This is a genomic window from Streptococcus sp. NM, from assembly GCF_003390135.1.
Lineage (GTDB): Bacteria > Bacillota > Bacilli > Lactobacillales > Streptococcaceae > Streptococcus.
This window is the reverse complement of the sequence record NZ_QUOS01000003.1, coordinates 1-18,812: the sequence shown is the minus strand read 5'-3', so window position 1 is coordinate 18,812 and position 18,812 is coordinate 1. Positions and strand designations below refer to the sequence as shown.

The window sequence follows — 18,812 nt, the reverse complement described above, 5'->3', positions numbered from 1 at the left end:
GATTTTCTTTAGCGATAGTTAGATTTTGTGCAATAGTTTGAGACTAATTACCCCCTCTGTTTAAGCGCTTTCATTTTAGAATAAAAAAATTAAAATTGTTATCTTAATCTTTAAAATAACTTAAAAACCTTAACATAACAAATATACTAAATTGTTCCAAGAAATGCAATAGAGAAAGTAAACCTAATTTAAAGAAATTCTTTCACTTTTTAAAGAAAAAAATACATCCTTTCAAGAATTAAACTGAATGAAAGAATGTATTCAAAAAAAGTCAGAGTAATTTTTGTATCGCCTCTTCAATTTGTTTTGGGTCTGTTTTTGAAGAGAAGCGTTCAAAGACCTGCCCATCTCGACCGATGAGAAACTTAGCGAAATTCCATTCGATTCGTTTTCCTAGTGGACCAGATTTTTGTTCTTTTAACCAAACATAGAGAGGATCTGCTTCCTTACCGTTGACCTTGATCTTGGCAAAACGTGGGAAGCTGGTCTGATAATGTAGGCTACAGAAGGCGTTGATTTCCTCTGCACTACCTGGTGCTTGTCCCATAAACTGATTGCAAGGGAAGTCTAAAATCTCAAAACCTTGTTCTTGATAGCGGTCATAGAGTTCTTGGAGACCTTGGTACTGGGGCGTTAAACCACATCCAGTAGCAGTGTTGACAACCAAGAGAATCTTACCACGATAGGTCTCTAGTGGAGTTTCTTGATGGTCTTGGTTCAAGACTGAAAAATCGTATAGTGAAGTCATTGCTTGCTTTTCTCCTTCTGTTTGGTATTTTTAGGAGTTTTCTCCTCCTGTAGTGATAGAAATCCGTAGGTCAGGGTTCCAAAAATGCTACCGATAATCAGGCCATACATCAGAAGAGGAACACTTTTATCGAATTGCATGAGGAGCTTCACAAAATCTGGAAGTGACATCTGCTGAACGAAGACTTTATGAAAGATGAGTAGGATAAAGAGGCCAATCTGAAGACCGATAAACACCACCCAGCTTCGGAATTTGATTTGGCTCTTGCTGTAGGTTTTGAGGATGATTTCTGATTTGTCATCCTTTTCAAGATGAAGCTCTTGGACGGCTCTTTGAGTTTTTAAGGTAATGAAAAAAATGAGTCCAGAGTAAACGTAGGGCATGGCATAGCGAACGGCTTCTATGAAGCGTCCAAATAACAGATAAAACAAGAAGAGGAAGAAGGAAGAATAGACGATTTGGACCATGGAACGGGCACAAGCCTTGTAGATAATCTCTTGCCGGCATTCATCAAAAGGGCCTTGGATGTGAAAGAGATTTCGGAGTAGGCGAGTGGTTAAGTCTTCTTTTTTCATGATAGTAACCTCCTAAATGAGCGGTTTTTGATTGACTTCTTTAACGAGTTGATAGAGATAATAAAGATAAGTGATAGAAGAAAGGCTAGCGATAGTCAGCAGTAAATAATATTTCCAATTGCTTGAAATGAGCGTCAGTTGTGGTAAGGATAGAATCATAAAGAATAGTGCTAAGTTGAGTATACGTGTTTTTGGGGAGTCAATCTTTAGATAGGTCAGTCCTTTGTTAAGTGCTGGAATAAAGACTAGCACGAGGAATATCTCTCTGATTGGCAAGTTCCCTGAAACGATGATGAAGATGAGCAGAGAACTGAACAAAAGATGATAGGTAAGTAAAGTTATTAGTGATTTCATAGGGCACCTCCTAATCCTCATCTTGATCTTTCTTAGCTTTAGCAATGCGACGGGAGATGATAATTTGTATAATCACTCCGAAGAAGAAAGAATGGAGAATACTTGAAAAAATATTTTTAAAAGCGAGAAGAGACTGAAGATAGTCCTGGCTCTCACCTAGCAGTATATGGAGAAGAGGTGTTATAAAAAATATCAATAGACCAACAAACAAACCCGCTTTCAGACCAGGGTAGTGTAGTTGCTTACTTTCTTTCTCGCTCAGCATATCTGGATCAATAGCTGTGATGCCTGTTTTTTTGGTTTGGGAGAGCACATAGAGAGAAGAAATCATGGAAATCATAAAGACAATGATTGGATAGCCGATAGCGACAATTTGCGGGTATTTATAAGCGAGGACGAAGGGGATGAGATTCCCAAACGTCATCAGATAAAAGAGGATGATAAAGACTTGATTGCCAATACGATCAGCCTCGCGTCGTTTGTGTTCGTCGAGAGGGCCAGAAATTCCGTATATGCGTTTGATGAGTTTTTCAGTGAAGGTTTCTTTTTTCATAAGTTTGCTCCTTTTTTAAAAATCTTCCTCCCAAAAGAGACTGTTGAGGTCAGTTTTGAGGCTGCGGGCGAGATTGAGACAGAGTTCCAGGGTTGGATTGTACTTGTCGTTTTCAATCATATTGATGGTCTGTCTCGAGACACCGATATCCTTGGCGAGTTCGAGCTGGGAAATGCCCAGTTCCTTGCGAAACTCTTTCACACGATTCATCTGGTCTCCTTTCTGATTTGTGTCGTATATATTTGACTATATTATATTCTTCTATGAAATAGATGTCAAGCATATTTGACATCTATTTCTTAAAGAAATCTTACTTTTTTTGCCCTATTTGTCTGACTAGTGCAAGCTGGTCGGATTTGTGGTAAAATAGATAGGATATGACAAAAGAATTTCATCATGTAACGGTCTTACTCCACGAAACGATTGATATGCTTGATGTGAAACATGACGGTGTTTACGTTGATGCGACCTTGGGTGGAGCAGGCCATAGCGAATATTTATTAAGTAAATTAAGTGAAAAAGGCCATCTCTATGCCTTTGACCAGGACCAGAATGCCATTGACAACGCGCAAAAACGTTTGGCATCTTACATTCAAAAGGGGATGGTGACTTTTATAAAGGATAACTTCCGTCATTTACAGGTACGTTTGCGCGAAGCTGGTGTTCAGGAAATTGATGGAATTTGTTATGACTTGGGAGTGTCTAGTCCTCAATTGGACCAGCGTGAGCGTGGTTTTTCTTATAAAAAGGATGCGCCACTGGACATGCGGATGAATCAGGAAGCTAGTCTGACAGCTTATGAAGTGGTGAACCACTATGACTATCATGACCTGGTTCGTATTTTCTTCAAATATGGCGAGGACAAATTCTCTAAACAGATTGCGCGTAAGATTGAACAAGCACGTGAAGTTAAGCCAATCGAGACAACGACTGAGTTGGCAGAGATCATCAAGTGGGCTAAGCCTGCTAAGGAACTCAAGAAGAAGGGCCATCCTGCCAAGCAGATTTTCCAAGCTATTCGGATTGAAGTCAATGATGAACTGGGAGCTGCAGATGAATCTATCCAGCAGGCTATGGATATGTTGGCTCTAGATGGTAGAATCTCAGTGATTACCTTCCATTCACTAGAAGACCGCTTGACCAAGCAATTGTTCAAGGAAGCTTCAACGGTTGAAGTTCCAAAAGGCTTGCCTTTCATCCCAGATGATCTCAAGCCCAAGATGGAATTGGTATCCCGTAAGCCCATCTTGCCAAGTGCAGAAGAGTTAGAAGCAAACAACCGCTCGCATTCAGCTAAGTTGCGCGTGGCCAGAAAAATTCACAAGTAAGAGGAAAAAATGGTAGATAAGAAAGAAACAACCAGTCAATTCTTGCAGAATCGTATAAAAAAATTCTCACGTGTGGAGAAGGCTTTTTATCTTTCCATCGCTTTTACGGCTCTCGTTTTAGCAGTGAGTATCATCTTTATGCAGACACGACTCTTGCAAGTGCAAAGTGATTTAACAAAAATCAATGCGCAGATAGAGGAAAAGAAGACAGAGCTGGATGATGCTAAGCAGGAAGTGAATGAATTGATTCGTTCCGAGCGCTTGAAAGAAATTGCAGATAAAAAAGATTTGAAATTGAATAATGAAAATATCCGAACAGCGGAGTAAGATATGAAATGGACAGAAAAAATAACCCGATTTGCGATAAAAAATCGTAAGTCTCCAGCAAAAAACCGTAGGATAGTTGGCAAGTACCTCAGCTTTTTAGCTGTTGCCCTTTTCGGCCTCTTTTTGGCCAATTTTGCTTATATTATCGCAAAAGGTAATATATTTGGTACTGACTTGGTAAAAGAGGCTAAAAAGGTTCACCAAACAACCCGAACAGTTCCTGCCAAACGTGGGACTATCTATGACCGAAATGGAGTGCCTATTGCTGAAGATGCGACTTCCTATAACGTCTATGCTGTTATTGATAAAAAATACAAGTCAGCAACTGGAAAAATTCTTTATGTAGAGGATTCGCAGTTTAATAAGGTAGCTGAAGTCTTCCATAAGTATTTAGACATGGATGAAGCTTATGTGAAAGAGCAATTAGCTCAACCAAATCTGACCCAAGTTTCCTTTGGTGCAAAAGGAAATGGGATTACCTATGCCAATATGATGGCTATTAAAAAAGATTTGAAAGATGCTAGTGTGGAAGGGATTGACTTTACAACTAGCCCTAACAGAAGCTATCCAAATGGACAATTTGCTTCTAGCTTTATTGGCTTAGCCCAACTTCATGAAAATGAGGATGGTAGTAAGAGTTTGTTAGGGACTTCTGGTTTGGAGAGTTCTTTAAATACCATTCTTGCTGGGACAGACGGTATTATTACCTATGAAAAAGACCGTGTAGGAAATATCGTACCAGGTACAGAACTGGTATCGCAACAAACTGTGGATGGCAAGGATATTTATACAACATTGTCTAGTCCGCTACAATCTTTCATGGAAACTCAGATGGATGCCTTTCTAGAAAAAGTAAAAGGTAAGTATATGACCGCGACCTTGGTCAGTGCAAAGACCGGTGAAATTCTCGCTACCACCCAACGACCTACCTTTAATGCAGATACTAAAGAAGGAATCACTGAGGACTTTGTTTGGCGTGACATTCTTTATCAAAGTAACTATGAACCAGGATCAACCATGAAGGTTATGACGTTAGCTTCTTCTATTGATAATAATACCTTCCCAAGTGGAGAATACTTCAATAGCAGTGAATTAAAAATAGCGGATGCGACGATTCGAGATTGGGATGTTAATGATGGTTTGACTACTGGTAGGATGATGACTTTCTCACAAGGTTTCGCTCACTCCAGTAATGTTGGAATGAGTCTTCTTGAACAAAAAATGGGAGATACTACTTGGTTGGATTATCTAAACCGCTTTAAATTTGGGGTCCCAACTCGCTTTGGCTTGACAGATGAATACGCTGGTCAACTTCCAGCTGATAATATTGTCAATATTGCTCAAAGCTCATTTGGTCAAGGAATTTCAGTAACACAAACACAAATGCTTCGTGCCTTTACAGCTATTGCTAATGATGGAGTTATGCTGGAGCCAAAATTTATAAGTGCTATTTATGATACTAACAATCAGTCTGTACGAAAGTCTCAAAAAGAGATTGTAGGAAAACCTGTATCTGAAGATGCAGCAAGCTTGACTCGTACTAACATGATATTAGTTGGGACGGACCCTATATATGGAACTATGTATAATCATTACACAGGAAAGCCAATTATAACAGTTCCTGGACAAAATGTAGCAGTTAAATCCGGTACGGCTCAAATCGCTGATGAGAAAAATGGAGGATACTTGGTTGGTTCTACCAATTATATTTTCTCAGTTGTGACTATGAATCCTGCTGAAAATCCTGATTTTATCTTGTATGTAACGGTTCAACAGCCTGAGCATTATTCAGCTGCCCAGTTGGGAGAGTTTTCCAATCCAATCTTGGAGCGGGCTTCAGCGATGAAAGAATCTCTGAACCTTCAATCTCCAGCTAAGAATTTAGATCAAGTGACGACAGAATCTTCGTATGCAATGCCTAGCATCAAGGATATTTCACCTGGTGATTTGGCGGAAGCCTTACGTCGAAATATTGTGCAGCCAATCGTTGTTGGTACTGGAACAAAGATTAAAGAGACTTCTGTAGAAGAAGGAAAAAATCTTGCACCAAACCAACAAGTTCTCCTTTTATCGGATAAGGTAGAAGAAATTCCAGATATGTATGGCTGGAAAAAAGAGACTGCTGAGGCCTTTGCTAAATGGTTGGATATTGAGCTAGAATTTGAAGGTTCAGGTTCCGTCGTCCAAAAGCAAGACGTTCGGACCAATACAGCTATCAAAAACATTAAAAAAATTAAATTAACTTTAGGAGACTAATATGTTTATTTCCATCAGTGCTGGAATTGTGACATTTTTACTAACTTTAGTAGGAATTCCGGCCTTTATCCAATTTTATAGAAAGGCGCAAATTACAGGCCAGCAGATGCATGAGGATGTCAAACAGCACCAGGCAAAAGCTGGGACTCCTACAATGGGGGGACTTGTTTTCCTCATTGCTGCAGTTGTGGTGAGTTTCCTCGTCGCTCTTTTTTCAAAACAATTGACCAATAATGTTGGTATGGTTTTGTTTATTTTGGTCTTGTATGGTTTGGTTGGTTTTTTAGATGACTTTCTCAAGGTCTTCCGAAAGATCAATGAGGGGCTAAACCCCAAACAGAAATTGGCTCTTCAGCTGCTAGGTGGCGTCATTTTCTACCTTTTCTATGAACGTGGGGGCGATATGCTCTCTGTCTTTGGCTACCAAGTGCATTTAGGGATTTTCTATATTATCTTCGCTCTTTTCTGGCTAGTCGGTTTTTCAAACGCAGTCAACTTGACAGATGGTATTGACGGTCTAGCTAGTATTTCCGTTGTGATTAGCTTGTCTGCCTATGGAGTTATTGCCTATGTGCAAGGTCAGATGGATATCCTTCTAGTGATTCTTGCCATGATTGGTGGTTTACTTGGTTTCTTCGTCTTTAACCACAAGCCTGCCAAGGTCTTTATGGGGGATGTGGGAAGTTTGGCCCTAGGTGGAATGTTGGCAGCTATCTCTATGGCCCTCCACCAAGAATGGACTCTCTTGATTATCGGAATTGTTTATGTCTTTGAAACAACTTCGGTTATGATGCAAGTCAGTTATTTCAAAGTGACAGGTGGTAAACGTATTTTTCGTATGACGCCTGTGCATCACCATTTTGAGCTTGGAGGATTGTCTGGTAAGGGAAGTCCTTGGAGCGAGTGGAAGGTCGACTTCTTCTTTTGGGGAGTGGGGCTATTAGCAAGTCTCTTGACCCTAGCCTTTTTATACCTACTGTAAAAAATAATCTAGTGTTTCGATTGTACTACACGAAAACGGACGATAGTAACGTATGCAGATGGTCTAGTAGAAAATATAAAGTAATCAAAATTTCTAAAATAATGATATAAGATACTTACTCAAGGTATAATACGAGTTAAGTAATAGAATGTGTCTAATATTCAATTTTTTTAGAAAATCTAAAAATGATTGAGGAACATTATCATCATGGTATATTTAGTTGGAATCTTGCAACAGAAATTCAAGAAAGTGAAGAGTTCATTGTTCTAAAATTCAAAAAATTTAAAACCGAAATGTTTAATATCATGATAGACTAAAAGAGAGAATCAGTGTGATTCTCTCTTTTTTTATTATGTGACGATTAGTCCGTCTCGCTCCTCTAGGAGCGAGACAAAAAACCACCCGCTATGCGGGTGGTCATGATTATATTTTTATAAAGAAATTATTTTTTCTCCTTTGTTAACCAGTAGGTAATTCCAGCTGATGTAATTCCAGAAACAACAACAGCAACAATTACCCATAATCTGTTGTTTTCTACAGAAATAGGCGTAGCATAAGTTTCTTTTTTGGTTTCTATAGGATTTGATAAGAAACTCATAACATTTTGGTTAGTGGTTCCTCCGTCACGGATATTTTTCATAACAGTTTTGAAGGAATCTGCATAATTTCTATTTCCTTGAATAACATTTGCTTCAGTAGTAATCAATTCGTTTGTTGTTGAAACAGTGCGGTCAATATTATCTTTAATCGTTTTAACTTGGCTATTAAATTGAGTGAATTGATCTTTCATTGTTCCAACAGCTTCATGATTCTTGTTAGTTATTTTTGAACTATCAGAAGTGATAGTAACTAGTGATTCAATAGATTTATACAGTTGCTCAGGTGTCTCAATTTTAACTTTTAATTGATTGTTGTTTGATTCAGAAGTTGAATTTGTAATTTCAAGTTGTTTTTCTTTTGTTTCTTTCCATATGTCATATTCTTTTGATAAAGATTTAATTGATGCATTATACCAATTTGTTAAATCTGTGATTTCCACTTTGAAATAATCATTTGGTAAATCTGCTTCATTCAATTTTGGTATTTCACTTGTTATTTTTCTTAACGAATTTGAAGTTCCTTGAATTTCGTCGAGTAATTCAAGACCAGATTGTTTAAATTGTGTGATTTGTTTATTTGAAAGTTGCGATTCAATATCTTCACGATTGATATTACCATACATATTATAAACTGAATCAGGTGATAAAGCAGAAAAGTTTATAGAGCTACTGTTTGGATTTCCATAGATTGCTTTAATCATTCCTGCAGCTTGATTAATTTTACTTAATTTATCAAAAATATGTGTTAAATCCTTTTTAACAAGTACATCTGACTCCTCTTTATCACTACGATAGATGGTTTGTTTTATAGGGATTATTGTGTCTCCGATGTGTATTTCAAAAGATATATCATTTTTTCCATAATGTGGCTCAAAAGTATAGGAAATGGTCAATTTATAGGTCTTATCATCAGCAATAACCTGTTCACCGTTTACTAATTTAGCATCTCCGGTAACTGAAATTTTAGCCTTAGGTGATATGTATTTTGTTTCAGTTGATGTTTTTGTTTCAGTTGATGTTTTTGTTTCAGTTGACGTTTTTGTTTCAGTTGATGTTTTTGTTTCGGCTGATGTTTTTGTTTCAGTTGATGCATTAGAGATTTCAGGTTTTGATTCTACATTTAAAGAGGAAGCATCACTTGGGCTAGTTGAAATAGGGGAAGAAATCTCTGTTGTAGCAGTTTCTTGCCCTGCTTGAGGAAGTTTAACTGTGATAGGGATTTCTTCGGTAATTTTGTCTAATTTATCATTTTCAGTTGTTAAAAATTCAAAACTAGGCAACCCGCTTATAGGAGTAAATTTTTTATCAAATTTAGAATAGTTCTCAATTAAAGTTAGTTTTGAAGTATATTCATTAACTTGATCAGGGGTTAAGACTTTTAATTTCTGTAATTTAGCAAATAATTCTTTGTAGTCAGACATTTGGATACTAGTTTCTGATAGTGTTGAACGAATCATATCTTGATAAGTGTCAGGTAAAGAATTTTTTACTTGTAGGCTATTGTTTATTTGTGCTGCAAGCGTTGCTTTGGATTCAGAAGTTAAATCCGATTTAGTATCCACTCCTTCTTTTCCAAAGTAAAATAACTCTACTTTTTTCTTCTCTTTTTCTAATTCAGTTTGGAGCTTCTCTAATTCGGTCTTTTTACCATTTGTTTTATCTCGATAACCAGAAATAATTGTATGGTAATTAGAAATCAAATCTTCAAATTTAGTAATTTCTGATTTTTGAGTATCATTATTCTTTCCAAATTGAGATAATGATTTTGATGCAGAATCATTTATATTTTCTACAATTTTAGCAGTTTCTTTATATTGATCTTTTAAAATCGTATTTGTTGTAGAGACATTTTGTTTTGAATTTTCTATTTCTCTATTAAAATTACCTTCAACATCTTTAAGTTTTGTTTGTAAGTCATTACCCGTACTATTTAAAAGTTTTATAACTGATTCGGAGAAATTTTTTTGAAGTTCTTCGAAGGAAGAGTTGTTTTTTTCTAAACCAGAAACTAAATCCATAGTACTAGTAATAGATTGGCTAGCTTGATTGGATGGTGTATAGATATACTGAGAAATTTTAGAGTGTGTTCCTGATTGCTCATTGACAATGTTTTCAACATTTCTTTTCGCATCGTCTAAGTTGTTAATGACACTCGAAAAGTACATTTTGATAACGTTTTGATTGATTGTATTCAGATGTTCTCCGACACGTAACTCTACATTTTTAGATTTGACAGGATCTAGATTCGATTTTGTTTTATATGCTATCTTTGCTCGGTCTGGGTTAAAGCTTTCCAGCTGAGCTATTTTCTCTGAAAATTGTTGTTCTATGTATACAATGACGTCAACAGAACCATTCTCAAATCGATTTTCAGCGACATTGCGAGTCATAACTGTCCATTGGTTTGAGCTATCTTTGGATAATAATGTTGTAAAATCATTCCCTAAATTATAAGTGTTCCCATTTAAAGATCCACCAGTGTCTTCATTTACTAAAGCAATATTTAATTTACGGTCATTTACTTTATTAGTTATTGAAACTTCTTGATTTTTTAAGTAAACAAAAGCAGCACCAGAACCGACCAATAATGTTACAAAAATGCTACCACCTATGATTATTTTTTTCATACATAAACCCTTTCATTTATAGTTTATTATATCACTAATGTGAATCTGAAACAAGGGGGCGATTTGAACTATTAAGTTTTAAATTTTCTGGGGTAATAATGGAATATAGTGTAATAAAATGATAGACAAATAATAAAATATATGATAAAATAATAAAAATAAAAATTAAAGGAGAATACTAATGTCAGTAATTAGTTTAACCCCAGAACAGTTACAATCTCAGGCGGCAATTTATCTTAGTGCTAAAGAACAAATTGAACAGGCAGTACAAACTGTTAATCGAACAAATGGCGAAATGGCATCACAATGGAAAGGTCAAGCATTTAATGCTTACCTTGAGCAATACAACCAGTTGTATACACATGTTCAAAAATTTGAGGAGCTTCTAGTGAGCATCAACCAACAATTGAACAACTATGCTCAAACAGTAGCTGAACGTGACCAACAAGATGCACAAAGCTTTGGTTTGTAGTTAATTTTGAGGAGCGTCAGGGGAACTTGACGCTTATTTTTATTTTATGATGAAGAACATTAAAAAGTACCTATTAATTCTTTGTATAGTATTTCCTGTGTTAGTCTATGCAGACGATGGTAGCTTAAAACTTGATACAGATATCATTACAAATAGTACACAGGAAACGGTCAAAAATAGGATAGAATCCAAATATGCTCCAAATTTATTTTTAAATCGTACCCAAAAGGTTGTGGACCAGAAAACTCAAACAACCAAAGAACTTATACAGGGAGCAGAACAGACTATATTTACTGATGGTGAAAATCACTCTATTTATCGTCTAGAAACTACTGTTGTCCAAACATCATTGTTTAATCGATACACTATAGAGGAGAAATCCTCTTTTAAACAAAGGAATTATTCAATTTTTAAGGATTGGATGGGAAATGTATTTACCAGTTTTTTCTTACTGTTTATGGTTTTGTTGGGAGTCTATTTAGGAAGGAAATGGCATGGATTACGAAAAAATAAAGTTAACTCTAGACTATAGAGCAAAACAAATAGATATTCTAGTTTCAAAATCTCTAACTTGGTTAAGATTAGAAGAATTACTAAAAGATACCAAAGTTAGAGAACAGTTGAATTTACCTCTAAATAGTTCGTTTTGTTTCAAACTTAGAAACAAACAAATCCATATCGAACCAATGGATATCTTGGCTGTTTATCCAGTTAGCGATGGAGATTATATAGAGATTGAGGATGTATCATAGGAGGAAAAAATGTTTGAAGCAGATCGACTAGAATTTGTGAGAGAAGACAATCAAATATCAGTTCAAATTTCTTCATCAGGTTATCGTAGAGAACAACTTGAATTGATTCAAGAATATTGTCCAGTAGAAATAGTACAGAAAGACGGAGTTCTTTCTTTGCAGTATAAGATTCCTGAGTATTTTAAAACTGTTAAAGAAGAAATTTTAGAAAGAACTACGGAACTTGAACGTTTTAGTTTGGCACAAAGTATGTCTGTATTAGTTCGTTCTGAAAATGATTATAAAATTCCGTACATTCATCCTGAAAATATCATTATTTTTGGAAGTAATGTACAAATGTTACACTATGGAATTGAAAAATTACTTGCACCTCAACAGTATAGTTCTGAATTTTATCTAGAATCTTATAAAGCTTTAATGATTTCTATTTTACTACCTAAGATAGATTTTGAACTAGCCATCCATGGGATTGATGCAATAAAGGAAAAGGTGGCACAAGATATTATTCCCTTAGAGAGTGTAGCTGATGTCAATAACTATATTGCAGAAAAGTATGCAAAATTATCAGAAGAGAGTTCAAAAGCAAATTTGTTGGTTAATAAGAAAAAATGGAAGGCTTTGTTAATAGGGGGAGCTTTACTTGCTACAACCACACTTGTCTTAAGTTTTGCAACTTACAAATCTATGTTTAAAGATGGGCCACTAAAATCATCAGTCATTATGGCACAATCAAATTTCATGCGAAAAGATTACTCTGAAACAGTTGAATCATTAAAAAATTATGGTGCAGAATCATTGCCCAAGGAGGCCAAGTATATCTTAGCAGCAAGTTATGTCCGTTTAGATAGTTTGAGTGATAAGCAAAAGGAAGTTATTTTAAATACGATTACAGAATCAACAGATGATACAATTTTTTCTTATTGGATTTATCTTGGACGTGGAAAATTTGAAAAAGCTCTAGATGTGGCACAAAATATCGGGGACACGCAATTGATTTTACATGCTTATACAAATCTATACGAGTCAGTTAAGGCAGACATCAATATGAATGGTTCTGAAAAACAAAAGAAACTTGAAGAATATGAAAAGAAAATAAAAGAACTTTCTGCTGAGATTGGAGAAGCTACGACAAATAGTAGTGATACAAAAGTATCTACTGAAACAACAACTCCTAAAGACAACCGAACAAAAGAAAAGAGTGAACGATAAATGAAGGCAAAAAAGCTAGAATATGATCATCAACTGGGAGACCAATTAGGAGAGCTTCATAAACCTCTTTATACCTTGTTGATTGAACAAGATAATCTAGAGAAAATAGATTTGTTTGAAGGACAAAAGGTGAAGGTTGGTACTAACGAGTATACAGTAGAAGGTAGAATAGTCTATCGAAATGGTAAGACTTTAGAAAGAGGAAAATCTACTTTTGATAAAGAGATTGTAACCTTGTTGGTTCCTGAGGAAGATATTTTTATCAGTTATATTTTCCCACCACAGCGATTTATTTGTAGCAAGAAAGAATCAGCTGATATTAGTTGGAAAATTTCGAACCAACTTATTTTTTCAAATAATCAAGTACAGGTGACACTTGGGGAATCTCCGATTTATTTAAATGACCGTCTAGTCAAAGAGGGAGGACTTTATCCGTTTGAATTAGGGAACCGAATGAAGGTTTCTAATTATTTTATAGAAAAAAGAAAGAATCAATGGAAGATTGGATGTCTCTTCGAAGAACCGCAATTAAATAGGAATCAAATTCTGATACAAGAAAAAAATAATGAGTATCCGATGGATTTTCCAGAGTATAGAAGGAGTCCCAGAGTTAACCCTATTATCCATAGCGGAAAAATCATTATCAATCAACCTCCTCAACCGATTAGACTCCCAAAAAACTCGCTCATCAGAGCAATTGTTCCAGCTTTAGGAATGTTTACTTTAACTGCATTGAGTTCAATTTGGACAAAAGGTAATCCTGTAATGATGCTAGGGATGGGGGGCTTTAGTCTCCTGACAGCAGCGACAACTATGAGTCAGTATTTTGAAGAGAAAAAGGATACCAAGGAACAAGAAAAAAATCGAATTCAAGATTATGAGGCATATTTATTAAAACAAGTATCTGACTTAGAAAAATACTACAAAGAAGAAACTAATATTTTACATTATAATCAACCGTCAATCTCAACCATTACTGAACTGATTGCAAAGTATGATTCAAGAATTTATGAGAGAATGGACTATAATGAAGATTTCTTGCAGGTGTCTTTGGGTTTAGGAGATAGGTTAAGCCAGCTAGAGCTGCAAACAAATTTTGATGAGCAAAGTAAAGATGAAATATCACAGTTTGCTCGTACAGTCTTGCAAGACTACAGTTTGCAAAAGAAGGTTCCAATTACTGTTAATATTTTTGAAGCGACAGTTGGTCTTGTTGGAAACAGTGAAGTAACTAGAACAGCTGTATATAACATGCTTTTACAGATGGCAATGTTTCACAGCTACTTAGATGTTAATTTTATCAATCTTGTTCAAGAACAGAGATATGAGAAAGATTGGTCTGAGTGGCGATTTCTTCCTCATTTCAATATGCAGGAACGAAATATTCGTGGTTTTGTCCATGATGCCAGAAGTCGTGATGCCGTTCTAAATTCGCTTTACCGTATCATTCAAAAACGTTCTCAAATCAAACGTGAAATGGGGGAAAAAGATGCGCGCTTTAAACCCCATTATGTCTTAACGATTATGGATGACTCCCATTTACTTGGCCATAGTTTGAATGAGTATCTAGCCAAAGATTTGACAGAGTTGGGTGTAACAGTCATTTGGGTGAAAGAGGCACGTCGTCTTTTGCCAGAAACTATCACAACTCTAATTGAATATAAGAATCAAAATTTAGGTCAAATCATTAATGATGAAGGTGCCTATAGTGCTCAAACCTTTATTCCCCACCCGCTGTTGGATTGCTATGAAGATTCTATTCGTACTTTAGCAAATCTAAAACACATGGAAGTAGAGAAGAACACGATTCCTAAATCCGTTACCTTTTTGGAACTCTACCAAGTCAGAGAAGTTGAAGAGTTACAGGTTGCGACTAGATGGTCCAAAGCGGATACTTTTAAAACGTTAGCTGTGCCATTAGGATTGCGTGGGAAGGATGACCAGGTGGAGCTCAACTTACATGAACGTGCACATGGGCCACATGGTCTTGTAGCAGGAACTACTGGTTCAGGTAAATCTGAGATTCTTCAGTCTTATATATTATCTATGGCTGTAAACTTTAGTCCAGAGGATGTTGGATTTCTTACGATTGACTTCAAAGGTGGAGGGATGGCGAATCTTTTCAAAGATTTACCACATATGCTTGGGTCTATTACTAACTTAGATGGAGCTGCTAGTGCGCGTGCCCTAGCTTCTATCAAAGCAGAGTTACAAAAACGACAACGTCTCTTTAATCAATTTGGTGTTAATCATATCAATGGATATACTAAATTATATAAGGAAGGCCAAAAAGCTACTGACAAATCAGGTTATCCAGAAAAACCATTACCTCATCTGTTCCTTATTAGTGATGAGTTTGCTGAATTAAAAGAACATGAACCAGAATTTATGACAGAGCTGGTTTCGACAGCCCGTATCGGACGTTCGCTTGGAGTCCATCTAATTCTTGCTACACAAAAACCATCAGGGGTCGTCAATGATCAAATATGGTCAAACTCTCGTTTCAAACTAGCTTTGAAAGTGTCAGATGAGTCTGATTCAAATGAAATAATCAAAACCCCAGATGCGGCGAGCATTACTGAACCAGGACGTGCTTACCTACAAGTAGGAAATAACGAAATCTATGAATTGTTCCAGTCTGCATGGAGTGGTGCACAGTATGCCCCACAAACAGAGGGAGTTCAAGAAGTTGTTGATGAAAGAATTTGGTTGATAAATGACCTAGGACAATATGAATTGTTGTCTGATGACCTATCTAAGGATGAAAATTATATTGCTGATCAGACGGAAGAAATCACGGAACTCTCAGCGGTTGTAAACTATATAGCAAGAGTGAGTAAGACTGTTCCTTTCAATCTGCCAGATAAACCGTGGTTAGAACCTTTAGAGACAGCCATCATATCCCCTCAAACAGATATTCACTGGACCGATGAAAAAGTATTGGCCGTTCCCTTTGCTCGAATGGATATTCCGACAGAACAACGTCAGAAGGATTATCATTTTGATTTGGAAAAAATGGGGCATACAGTTTTCTATGGTTCACCTGGTTTTGGGAAATCCCTAGCTCTTCAAACTCTAGTGCTAAATCTCGCTCGTTTGAATACTCCAGAGCAAGTACAAATCAATCTATTTGACTTCGGAACCAATGGACTCTTGCCACTAAAAGATTTACCTCATGTAGTTGATTTAACAAGGTTTGATGAAGAAGAAAAACTGGTTAAGTTTTTAAAACGTATTGACCAAGAGTTGAAGATTCGCAAGGAGAAGTTTGCCATCTATAATGTAGCAAGTCTTTCTCAATACGAACAAAAATCAGGTGAGAAACTCCCTGCTATTCTTACTATTTTTGACGGGTTTGATACTATAAAAGACACAGCGCTAGAAGAAGCTATTGAAAGTATGATTAACCGCCTCCTACGTGAGGGAGCGAGTCTTGGATGCTATGTGATTTTGACAGCACTCCGCTCAAATAGCCTTAAAATCAGTATGTCAAGTAATATTACCTCGCGCTTGGCCTTTTACCTAGTTGATGAAGGAGCTTCTAAGGAAATTATAGGACGCGATGCTTTAATTCAGCAAGAAATTTTTGGCCGTGCCCAGTTGAAAGAAGATATTCCGTATGCCATTCAGGTTTATCTCCCGATAAGTGGAGAAGGCGATATTGAGCGCCTATATAACTTGGAAGAAGAAGTTAAGCTGATTGCAAGAAGCTGGACAGGAGTTTGCCCAGAACCAATTCCAATGTTGCCAAATGAAGTGACGCTTGATGAGTTTAAACAATCAGCTACAGTTCAAGAGATGATGCAACAAGGTCAAATCCCAATCGGATATGATAAAGAAACGACTAAGGTAGTAAGCTTTAATCCTAAAGAACATGGCTATTTTGTCATTATGGATGACACACCACAGCAAACAGAACTACTGGAATCAGTTTTATTAATGGCATTTGAAAATTTGAATGGGCAAGCTCAACGTATTCTTTTTGATATTGACGGACGTCTTGCAAATCCAGATAGTTTTGATTCAATCATCTTGTTAAATAACTTTAGTACGGCATTAACAGATCTTGTAAGTGAAATTGAACGAAGACTACAAGGTGGTGATAATCAAATGATGTTTGTTTACATGCCAGACATTCATACCGTAAATGAAAAAATGTTACTTTCTGCAAATGTGTTAGAAACGATTATCAAAAATGCCTCTAAAGCGGGAGTTTACTTTATTTTCCATGGCTATCAGAAAAATATTGAAAGTAAATTTGATGAGTTTAGTAAGCGATTGCGTGCAAATATGCCTGCAGGTATATTTGGTACTAGATTTATGGATCAAGGAATGATTAAAGGTAAATCAGATTACAAAGAAACTCTTTTAGAAGTCGATGAAACTCACTTCTTTGTTGGAAGAGAAGTTTGCAGAATTAAATTACCAAGATAATTAAAAATATAGTTCACAAAGAGCTTCTTGTTCTGTGAAGGTGTCATCTTTCGTACTTAATGTATATGGCTTTTGTGTGATAAATATGTTAAAATAAATTATATAATTTAGTTTTTACGGAGGATAGGAATGGGAGAATATTATAGACAGATAGCATCGTATTTTCGGCAGTGTGCATCAAGTATGCAAGTTGAAAAGGCAGCAATCGATGAAAAAATTCATAGGTTGAGAGATGCTAGTAGTGCATTGGCAATTAAAATAGAATCTATCCAAGTTCAATCGAGATCTTTAAGTCAAATCCTACCTTTGGACTCGACTCAGTTTAAAGGGAATCGTCAGGAAGATTTTGAAGAAAAATTTCACTCTTTAGAAACAGAGCTATCGAATTTTTGTTCTGGCCATGAAAATAATAAACAAACAATTGATGATAAAATTCAAACTCTTACATCGGAATCGAGTGATTTACAGAATAAAATAAATAATTACTACCGACAAGCGAGAGTGTATGATAATTTAGATGACTAGGAGAGAATAATGGCAGAAACAGGTGTAAATAAATCCAGTTGGGACAGTATTACTAGAAATGTTTCTTCTTCAACTGCAGGAATTGCCAAGCTGAATGATATACGATTTAGTCGTACAGATCTAATCCCTTTTACTACGTTTAATGAAGTTTTTGAAGAATTTAACAAATCAATAAATAAATTTAAAGGATTCACAAGGAAAGATGCATATAAAATGGAGCAAGCAGGTCAGAATAAACTAGATGATGATGCTGCTGGAGCATCTGCTATGACATCTGGGGGAGGTTTGAAGTGATAGAACCACAGATGACTTTATTTACAAGAGCACTATCTAAATGTAAATTGACAGAGAAAGATAATGATGTTTTGACAGCGGTAGCGATGACCTTATCAGGACATCCAGATGTTTTTCGGGCGTGTTATATAGCTTTTATGAATGACGAACCAAGTTATCATTATCATCCAATGATAGGGGCGCCGTTGGAATTTTTCTATGAAAAAGAGCTCGTGCGGATTCGGCGTCTTCAAGAAGAAGTTATCCTACCTCGTTCAGTTTTTATCCAGTATGCTTCCTATGTGGATCTCTGTTTAAGTCGTATCTATCCTTTGGGTAGTGTTGTCGAACTTGATCGTGAGCTCCTTCCTAAGGAGTTGGTTGAGTCATTTGAAAGCGAACAGATGGACTTTTTTGTAGTCATTTCCGGTCGTCGAGTTGATTTGGCAAACGGACATTATGTGGACTACATTGGTCATGGCTATCCGTTTGGGCTACGATTTGACATCTCTCCTTTGCTTATAAGTAATCTTTTTATTAAGAGAGTTGTATCAGAAGGATATTCGGATACCGTGGATGAACACTACTGCCAAGAAGCTCTGCGTAAGGAATACCTAAATGCAGGTATGGTATCCAGTGTTTATGTTAAGGAGGAAGTGAATGAAGATTGATGTATCGGAAGTTCTGTTACAAAAAGAGTTGTTGAGTATCTCTGTTGAGAGTATTAAATCACAGCTTTCTGTTTCGAGAAGTCGTCTATCAGAGGTCGTTTCAACTGATAGCCTCAAAGGGGCAGTG

General features: G+C 36.3%; 18 protein-coding genes. 12 read left to right on the top strand and 6 right to left on the bottom strand.

The window, feature by feature from the left end; translation table 11 throughout:
• Positions 1-271: 271 nt before the first annotated feature.
• From DXN33_RS05835 to DXN33_RS05815, 5 genes are read right to left on the bottom strand one after another with little or no spacing between them, the layout of a single operon-like run.
• On the bottom strand, positions 272-748 hold the full coding sequence (locus DXN33_RS05835; protein WP_070842243.1) for a glutathione peroxidase: 477 nt from the start codon (positions 746-748) through the stop codon (positions 272-274).
• The gene (locus DXN33_RS05830) at positions 745-1,323 is read right to left on the bottom strand and encodes a DUF3278 domain-containing protein (RefSeq protein ID WP_115904603.1); all 579 of its coding nucleotides are present in this window, start codon (positions 1,321-1,323) and stop codon (positions 745-747) included. Before DXN33_RS05830 ends, DXN33_RS05835 begins: the two co-directional genes overlap by 4 nt.
• Before the next feature lie 12 nt (positions 1,324-1,335).
• Positions 1,336-1,677, bottom strand: coding sequence for a hypothetical protein (locus DXN33_RS05825; protein ID WP_115904602.1), 342 nt, complete (start codon positions 1,675-1,677; stop codon positions 1,336-1,338).
• Between the two features lie 10 nt (positions 1,678-1,687).
• Positions 1,688-2,230 (bottom strand): DUF3278 domain-containing protein, encoded by a 543-nt coding sequence (locus DXN33_RS05820; protein WP_084861933.1) that lies wholly within the window; start codon positions 2,228-2,230, stop codon positions 1,688-1,690.
• A gap of 15 nt (positions 2,231-2,245) precedes the next feature.
• Complete coding sequence (locus DXN33_RS05815; RefSeq protein ID WP_115904601.1) at positions 2,246-2,440, bottom strand: helix-turn-helix transcriptional regulator; 195 nt, start codon at positions 2,438-2,440, stop codon at positions 2,246-2,248.
• A 167-nt stretch (positions 2,441-2,607) separates the two neighbouring features.
• Between DXN33_RS05815 and rsmH the strand changes: the two genes are divergently transcribed.
• Genes rsmH through mraY form a run of 4 tightly spaced genes read left to right on the top strand, consistent with a single transcriptional unit; the run spans position 2,608 to position 7,123 of the window.
• The gene (rsmH, locus tag DXN33_RS05810) at positions 2,608-3,558 is read left to right on the top strand and encodes a 16S rRNA (cytosine(1402)-N(4))-methyltransferase RsmH (RefSeq protein ID WP_115904600.1); all 951 of its coding nucleotides are present in this window, start codon (positions 2,608-2,610) and stop codon (positions 3,556-3,558) included.
• A gap of 9 nt (positions 3,559-3,567) precedes the next feature.
• A complete protein-coding gene (ftsL, locus tag DXN33_RS05805) occupies positions 3,568-3,885 on the top strand; it encodes a cell division protein FtsL (protein WP_000227824.1) in 318 nt (105 codons plus the stop codon).
• Positions 3,886-3,888: 3 nt separating this feature from the next.
• Positions 3,889-6,141: a penicillin-binding protein PBP2X gene (gene pbp2X, locus DXN33_RS05800; protein WP_115904599.1), complete on the top strand. Its 2,253-nt coding sequence runs from the start codon at positions 3,889-3,891 to the stop codon at positions 6,139-6,141.
• A 1-nt stretch (position 6,142) separates the two neighbouring features.
• On the top strand, positions 6,143-7,123 hold the full coding sequence (mraY, locus tag DXN33_RS05795; RefSeq protein WP_115904598.1) for a phospho-N-acetylmuramoyl-pentapeptide-transferase: 981 nt from the start codon (positions 6,143-6,145) through the stop codon (positions 7,121-7,123).
• Positions 7,124-7,565: 442 nt separating this feature from the next.
• Here mraY and esaA read toward each other — a convergent pair whose 3' ends face one another.
• Complete coding sequence (esaA, locus tag DXN33_RS05790; protein ID WP_115904597.1) at positions 7,566-10,349, bottom strand: type VII secretion protein EsaA; 2,784 nt, start codon at positions 10,347-10,349, stop codon at positions 7,566-7,568.
• Between the two features lie 181 nt (positions 10,350-10,530).
• Here esaA and DXN33_RS05785 point away from each other — a divergent pair, with 181 nt between their 5' ends.
• From DXN33_RS05785 to DXN33_RS05750, 8 genes are all read left to right on the top strand, one after another.
• Entirely contained in the window at positions 10,531-10,821 is a 291-nt protein-coding gene (locus tag DXN33_RS05785; protein ID WP_049492928.1) for a WXG100 family type VII secretion target, read from the top strand.
• Positions 10,822-10,918: 97 nt separating this feature from the next.
• Complete coding sequence (locus DXN33_RS05780; RefSeq protein WP_258864229.1) at positions 10,919-11,353, top strand: type VII secretion protein EssA; 435 nt, start codon at positions 10,919-10,921, stop codon at positions 11,351-11,353.
• Positions 11,316-11,573, top strand: coding sequence for a hypothetical protein (locus DXN33_RS05775; RefSeq protein WP_061590471.1), 258 nt, complete (start codon positions 11,316-11,318; stop codon positions 11,571-11,573). The genes DXN33_RS05780 and DXN33_RS05775 overlap by 38 nt, the downstream gene beginning before the upstream one ends.
• Before the next feature lie 9 nt (positions 11,574-11,582).
• Positions 11,583-12,782, top strand: a complete 1,200-nt coding sequence (gene essB / locus DXN33_RS05770) for a type VII secretion protein EssB (protein ID WP_115904595.1) — start codon at positions 11,583-11,585, stop codon at positions 12,780-12,782.
• A complete protein-coding gene (gene essC / locus DXN33_RS05765) occupies positions 12,783-17,216 on the top strand; it encodes a type VII secretion protein EssC (protein ID WP_115904594.1) in 4,434 nt (1,477 codons plus the stop codon). It begins immediately after the preceding gene.
• A gap of 129 nt (positions 17,217-17,345) precedes the next feature.
• On the top strand, positions 17,346-17,741 hold the full coding sequence (locus DXN33_RS05760; protein ID WP_115904593.1) for a DUF5082 family protein: 396 nt from the start codon (positions 17,346-17,348) through the stop codon (positions 17,739-17,741).
• 9 nt (positions 17,742-17,750) lie between these two features.
• Positions 17,751-18,035 (top strand): variable surface protein mvspG, encoded by a 285-nt coding sequence (locus DXN33_RS05755; RefSeq protein ID WP_115904592.1) that lies wholly within the window; start codon positions 17,751-17,753, stop codon positions 18,033-18,035.
• Entirely contained in the window at positions 18,032-18,685 is a 654-nt protein-coding gene (locus tag DXN33_RS05750) for a DUF4176 domain-containing protein (RefSeq protein WP_115904591.1), read from the top strand. The genes DXN33_RS05755 and DXN33_RS05750 overlap by 4 nt, the downstream gene beginning before the upstream one ends.
• Positions 18,686-18,812: the final 127 nt, after the last annotated feature.

Bases quoted from the DNA above. Each gene is read 5' to 3' on its own strand.
- DXN33_RS05835 (WP_070842243.1), bottom strand. From the start codon at position 748: ATGACTTCACTATACGATTTTTCAGTCTTGAACCAAGACCATCAAGAA.
- DXN33_RS05815 (WP_115904601.1), bottom strand. From the start codon at position 2,440: ATGAATCGTGTGAAAGAGTTTCGCAAGGAACTGGGCATTTCCCAGCTC.
- DXN33_RS05830 (WP_115904603.1), bottom strand. From the start codon at position 1,323: ATGAAAAAAGAAGACTTAACCACTCGCCTACTCCGAAATCTCTTTCAC.
- pbp2X (WP_115904599.1), top strand. From the start codon at position 3,889: ATGAAATGGACAGAAAAAATAACCCGATTTGCGATAAAAAATCGTAAG.
- ftsL (WP_000227824.1), top strand. From the start codon at position 3,568: ATGGTAGATAAGAAAGAAACAACCAGTCAATTCTTGCAGAATCGTATA.
- rsmH (WP_115904600.1), top strand. From the start codon at position 2,608: ATGACAAAAGAATTTCATCATGTAACGGTCTTACTCCACGAAACGATT.
- esaA (WP_115904597.1), bottom strand. From the start codon at position 10,349: ATGAAAAAAATAATCATAGGTGGTAGCATTTTTGTAACATTATTGGTC.
- mraY (WP_115904598.1), top strand. From the start codon at position 6,143: ATGTTTATTTCCATCAGTGCTGGAATTGTGACATTTTTACTAACTTTA.
- DXN33_RS05825 (WP_115904602.1), bottom strand. From the start codon at position 1,677: ATGAAATCACTAATAACTTTACTTACCTATCATCTTTTGTTCAGTTCT.
- DXN33_RS05755 (WP_115904592.1), top strand. From the start codon at position 17,751: ATGGCAGAAACAGGTGTAAATAAATCCAGTTGGGACAGTATTACTAGA.
- essB (WP_115904595.1), top strand. From the start codon at position 11,583: ATGTTTGAAGCAGATCGACTAGAATTTGTGAGAGAAGACAATCAAATA.
- DXN33_RS05775 (WP_061590471.1), top strand. From the start codon at position 11,316: ATGGATTACGAAAAAATAAAGTTAACTCTAGACTATAGAGCAAAACAA.
- DXN33_RS05785 (WP_049492928.1), top strand. From the start codon at position 10,531: ATGTCAGTAATTAGTTTAACCCCAGAACAGTTACAATCTCAGGCGGCA.
- DXN33_RS05760 (WP_115904593.1), top strand. From the start codon at position 17,346: ATGGGAGAATATTATAGACAGATAGCATCGTATTTTCGGCAGTGTGCA.
- DXN33_RS05820 (WP_084861933.1), bottom strand. From the start codon at position 2,230: ATGAAAAAAGAAACCTTCACTGAAAAACTCATCAAACGCATATACGGA.
- essC (WP_115904594.1), top strand. From the start codon at position 12,783: ATGAAGGCAAAAAAGCTAGAATATGATCATCAACTGGGAGACCAATTA.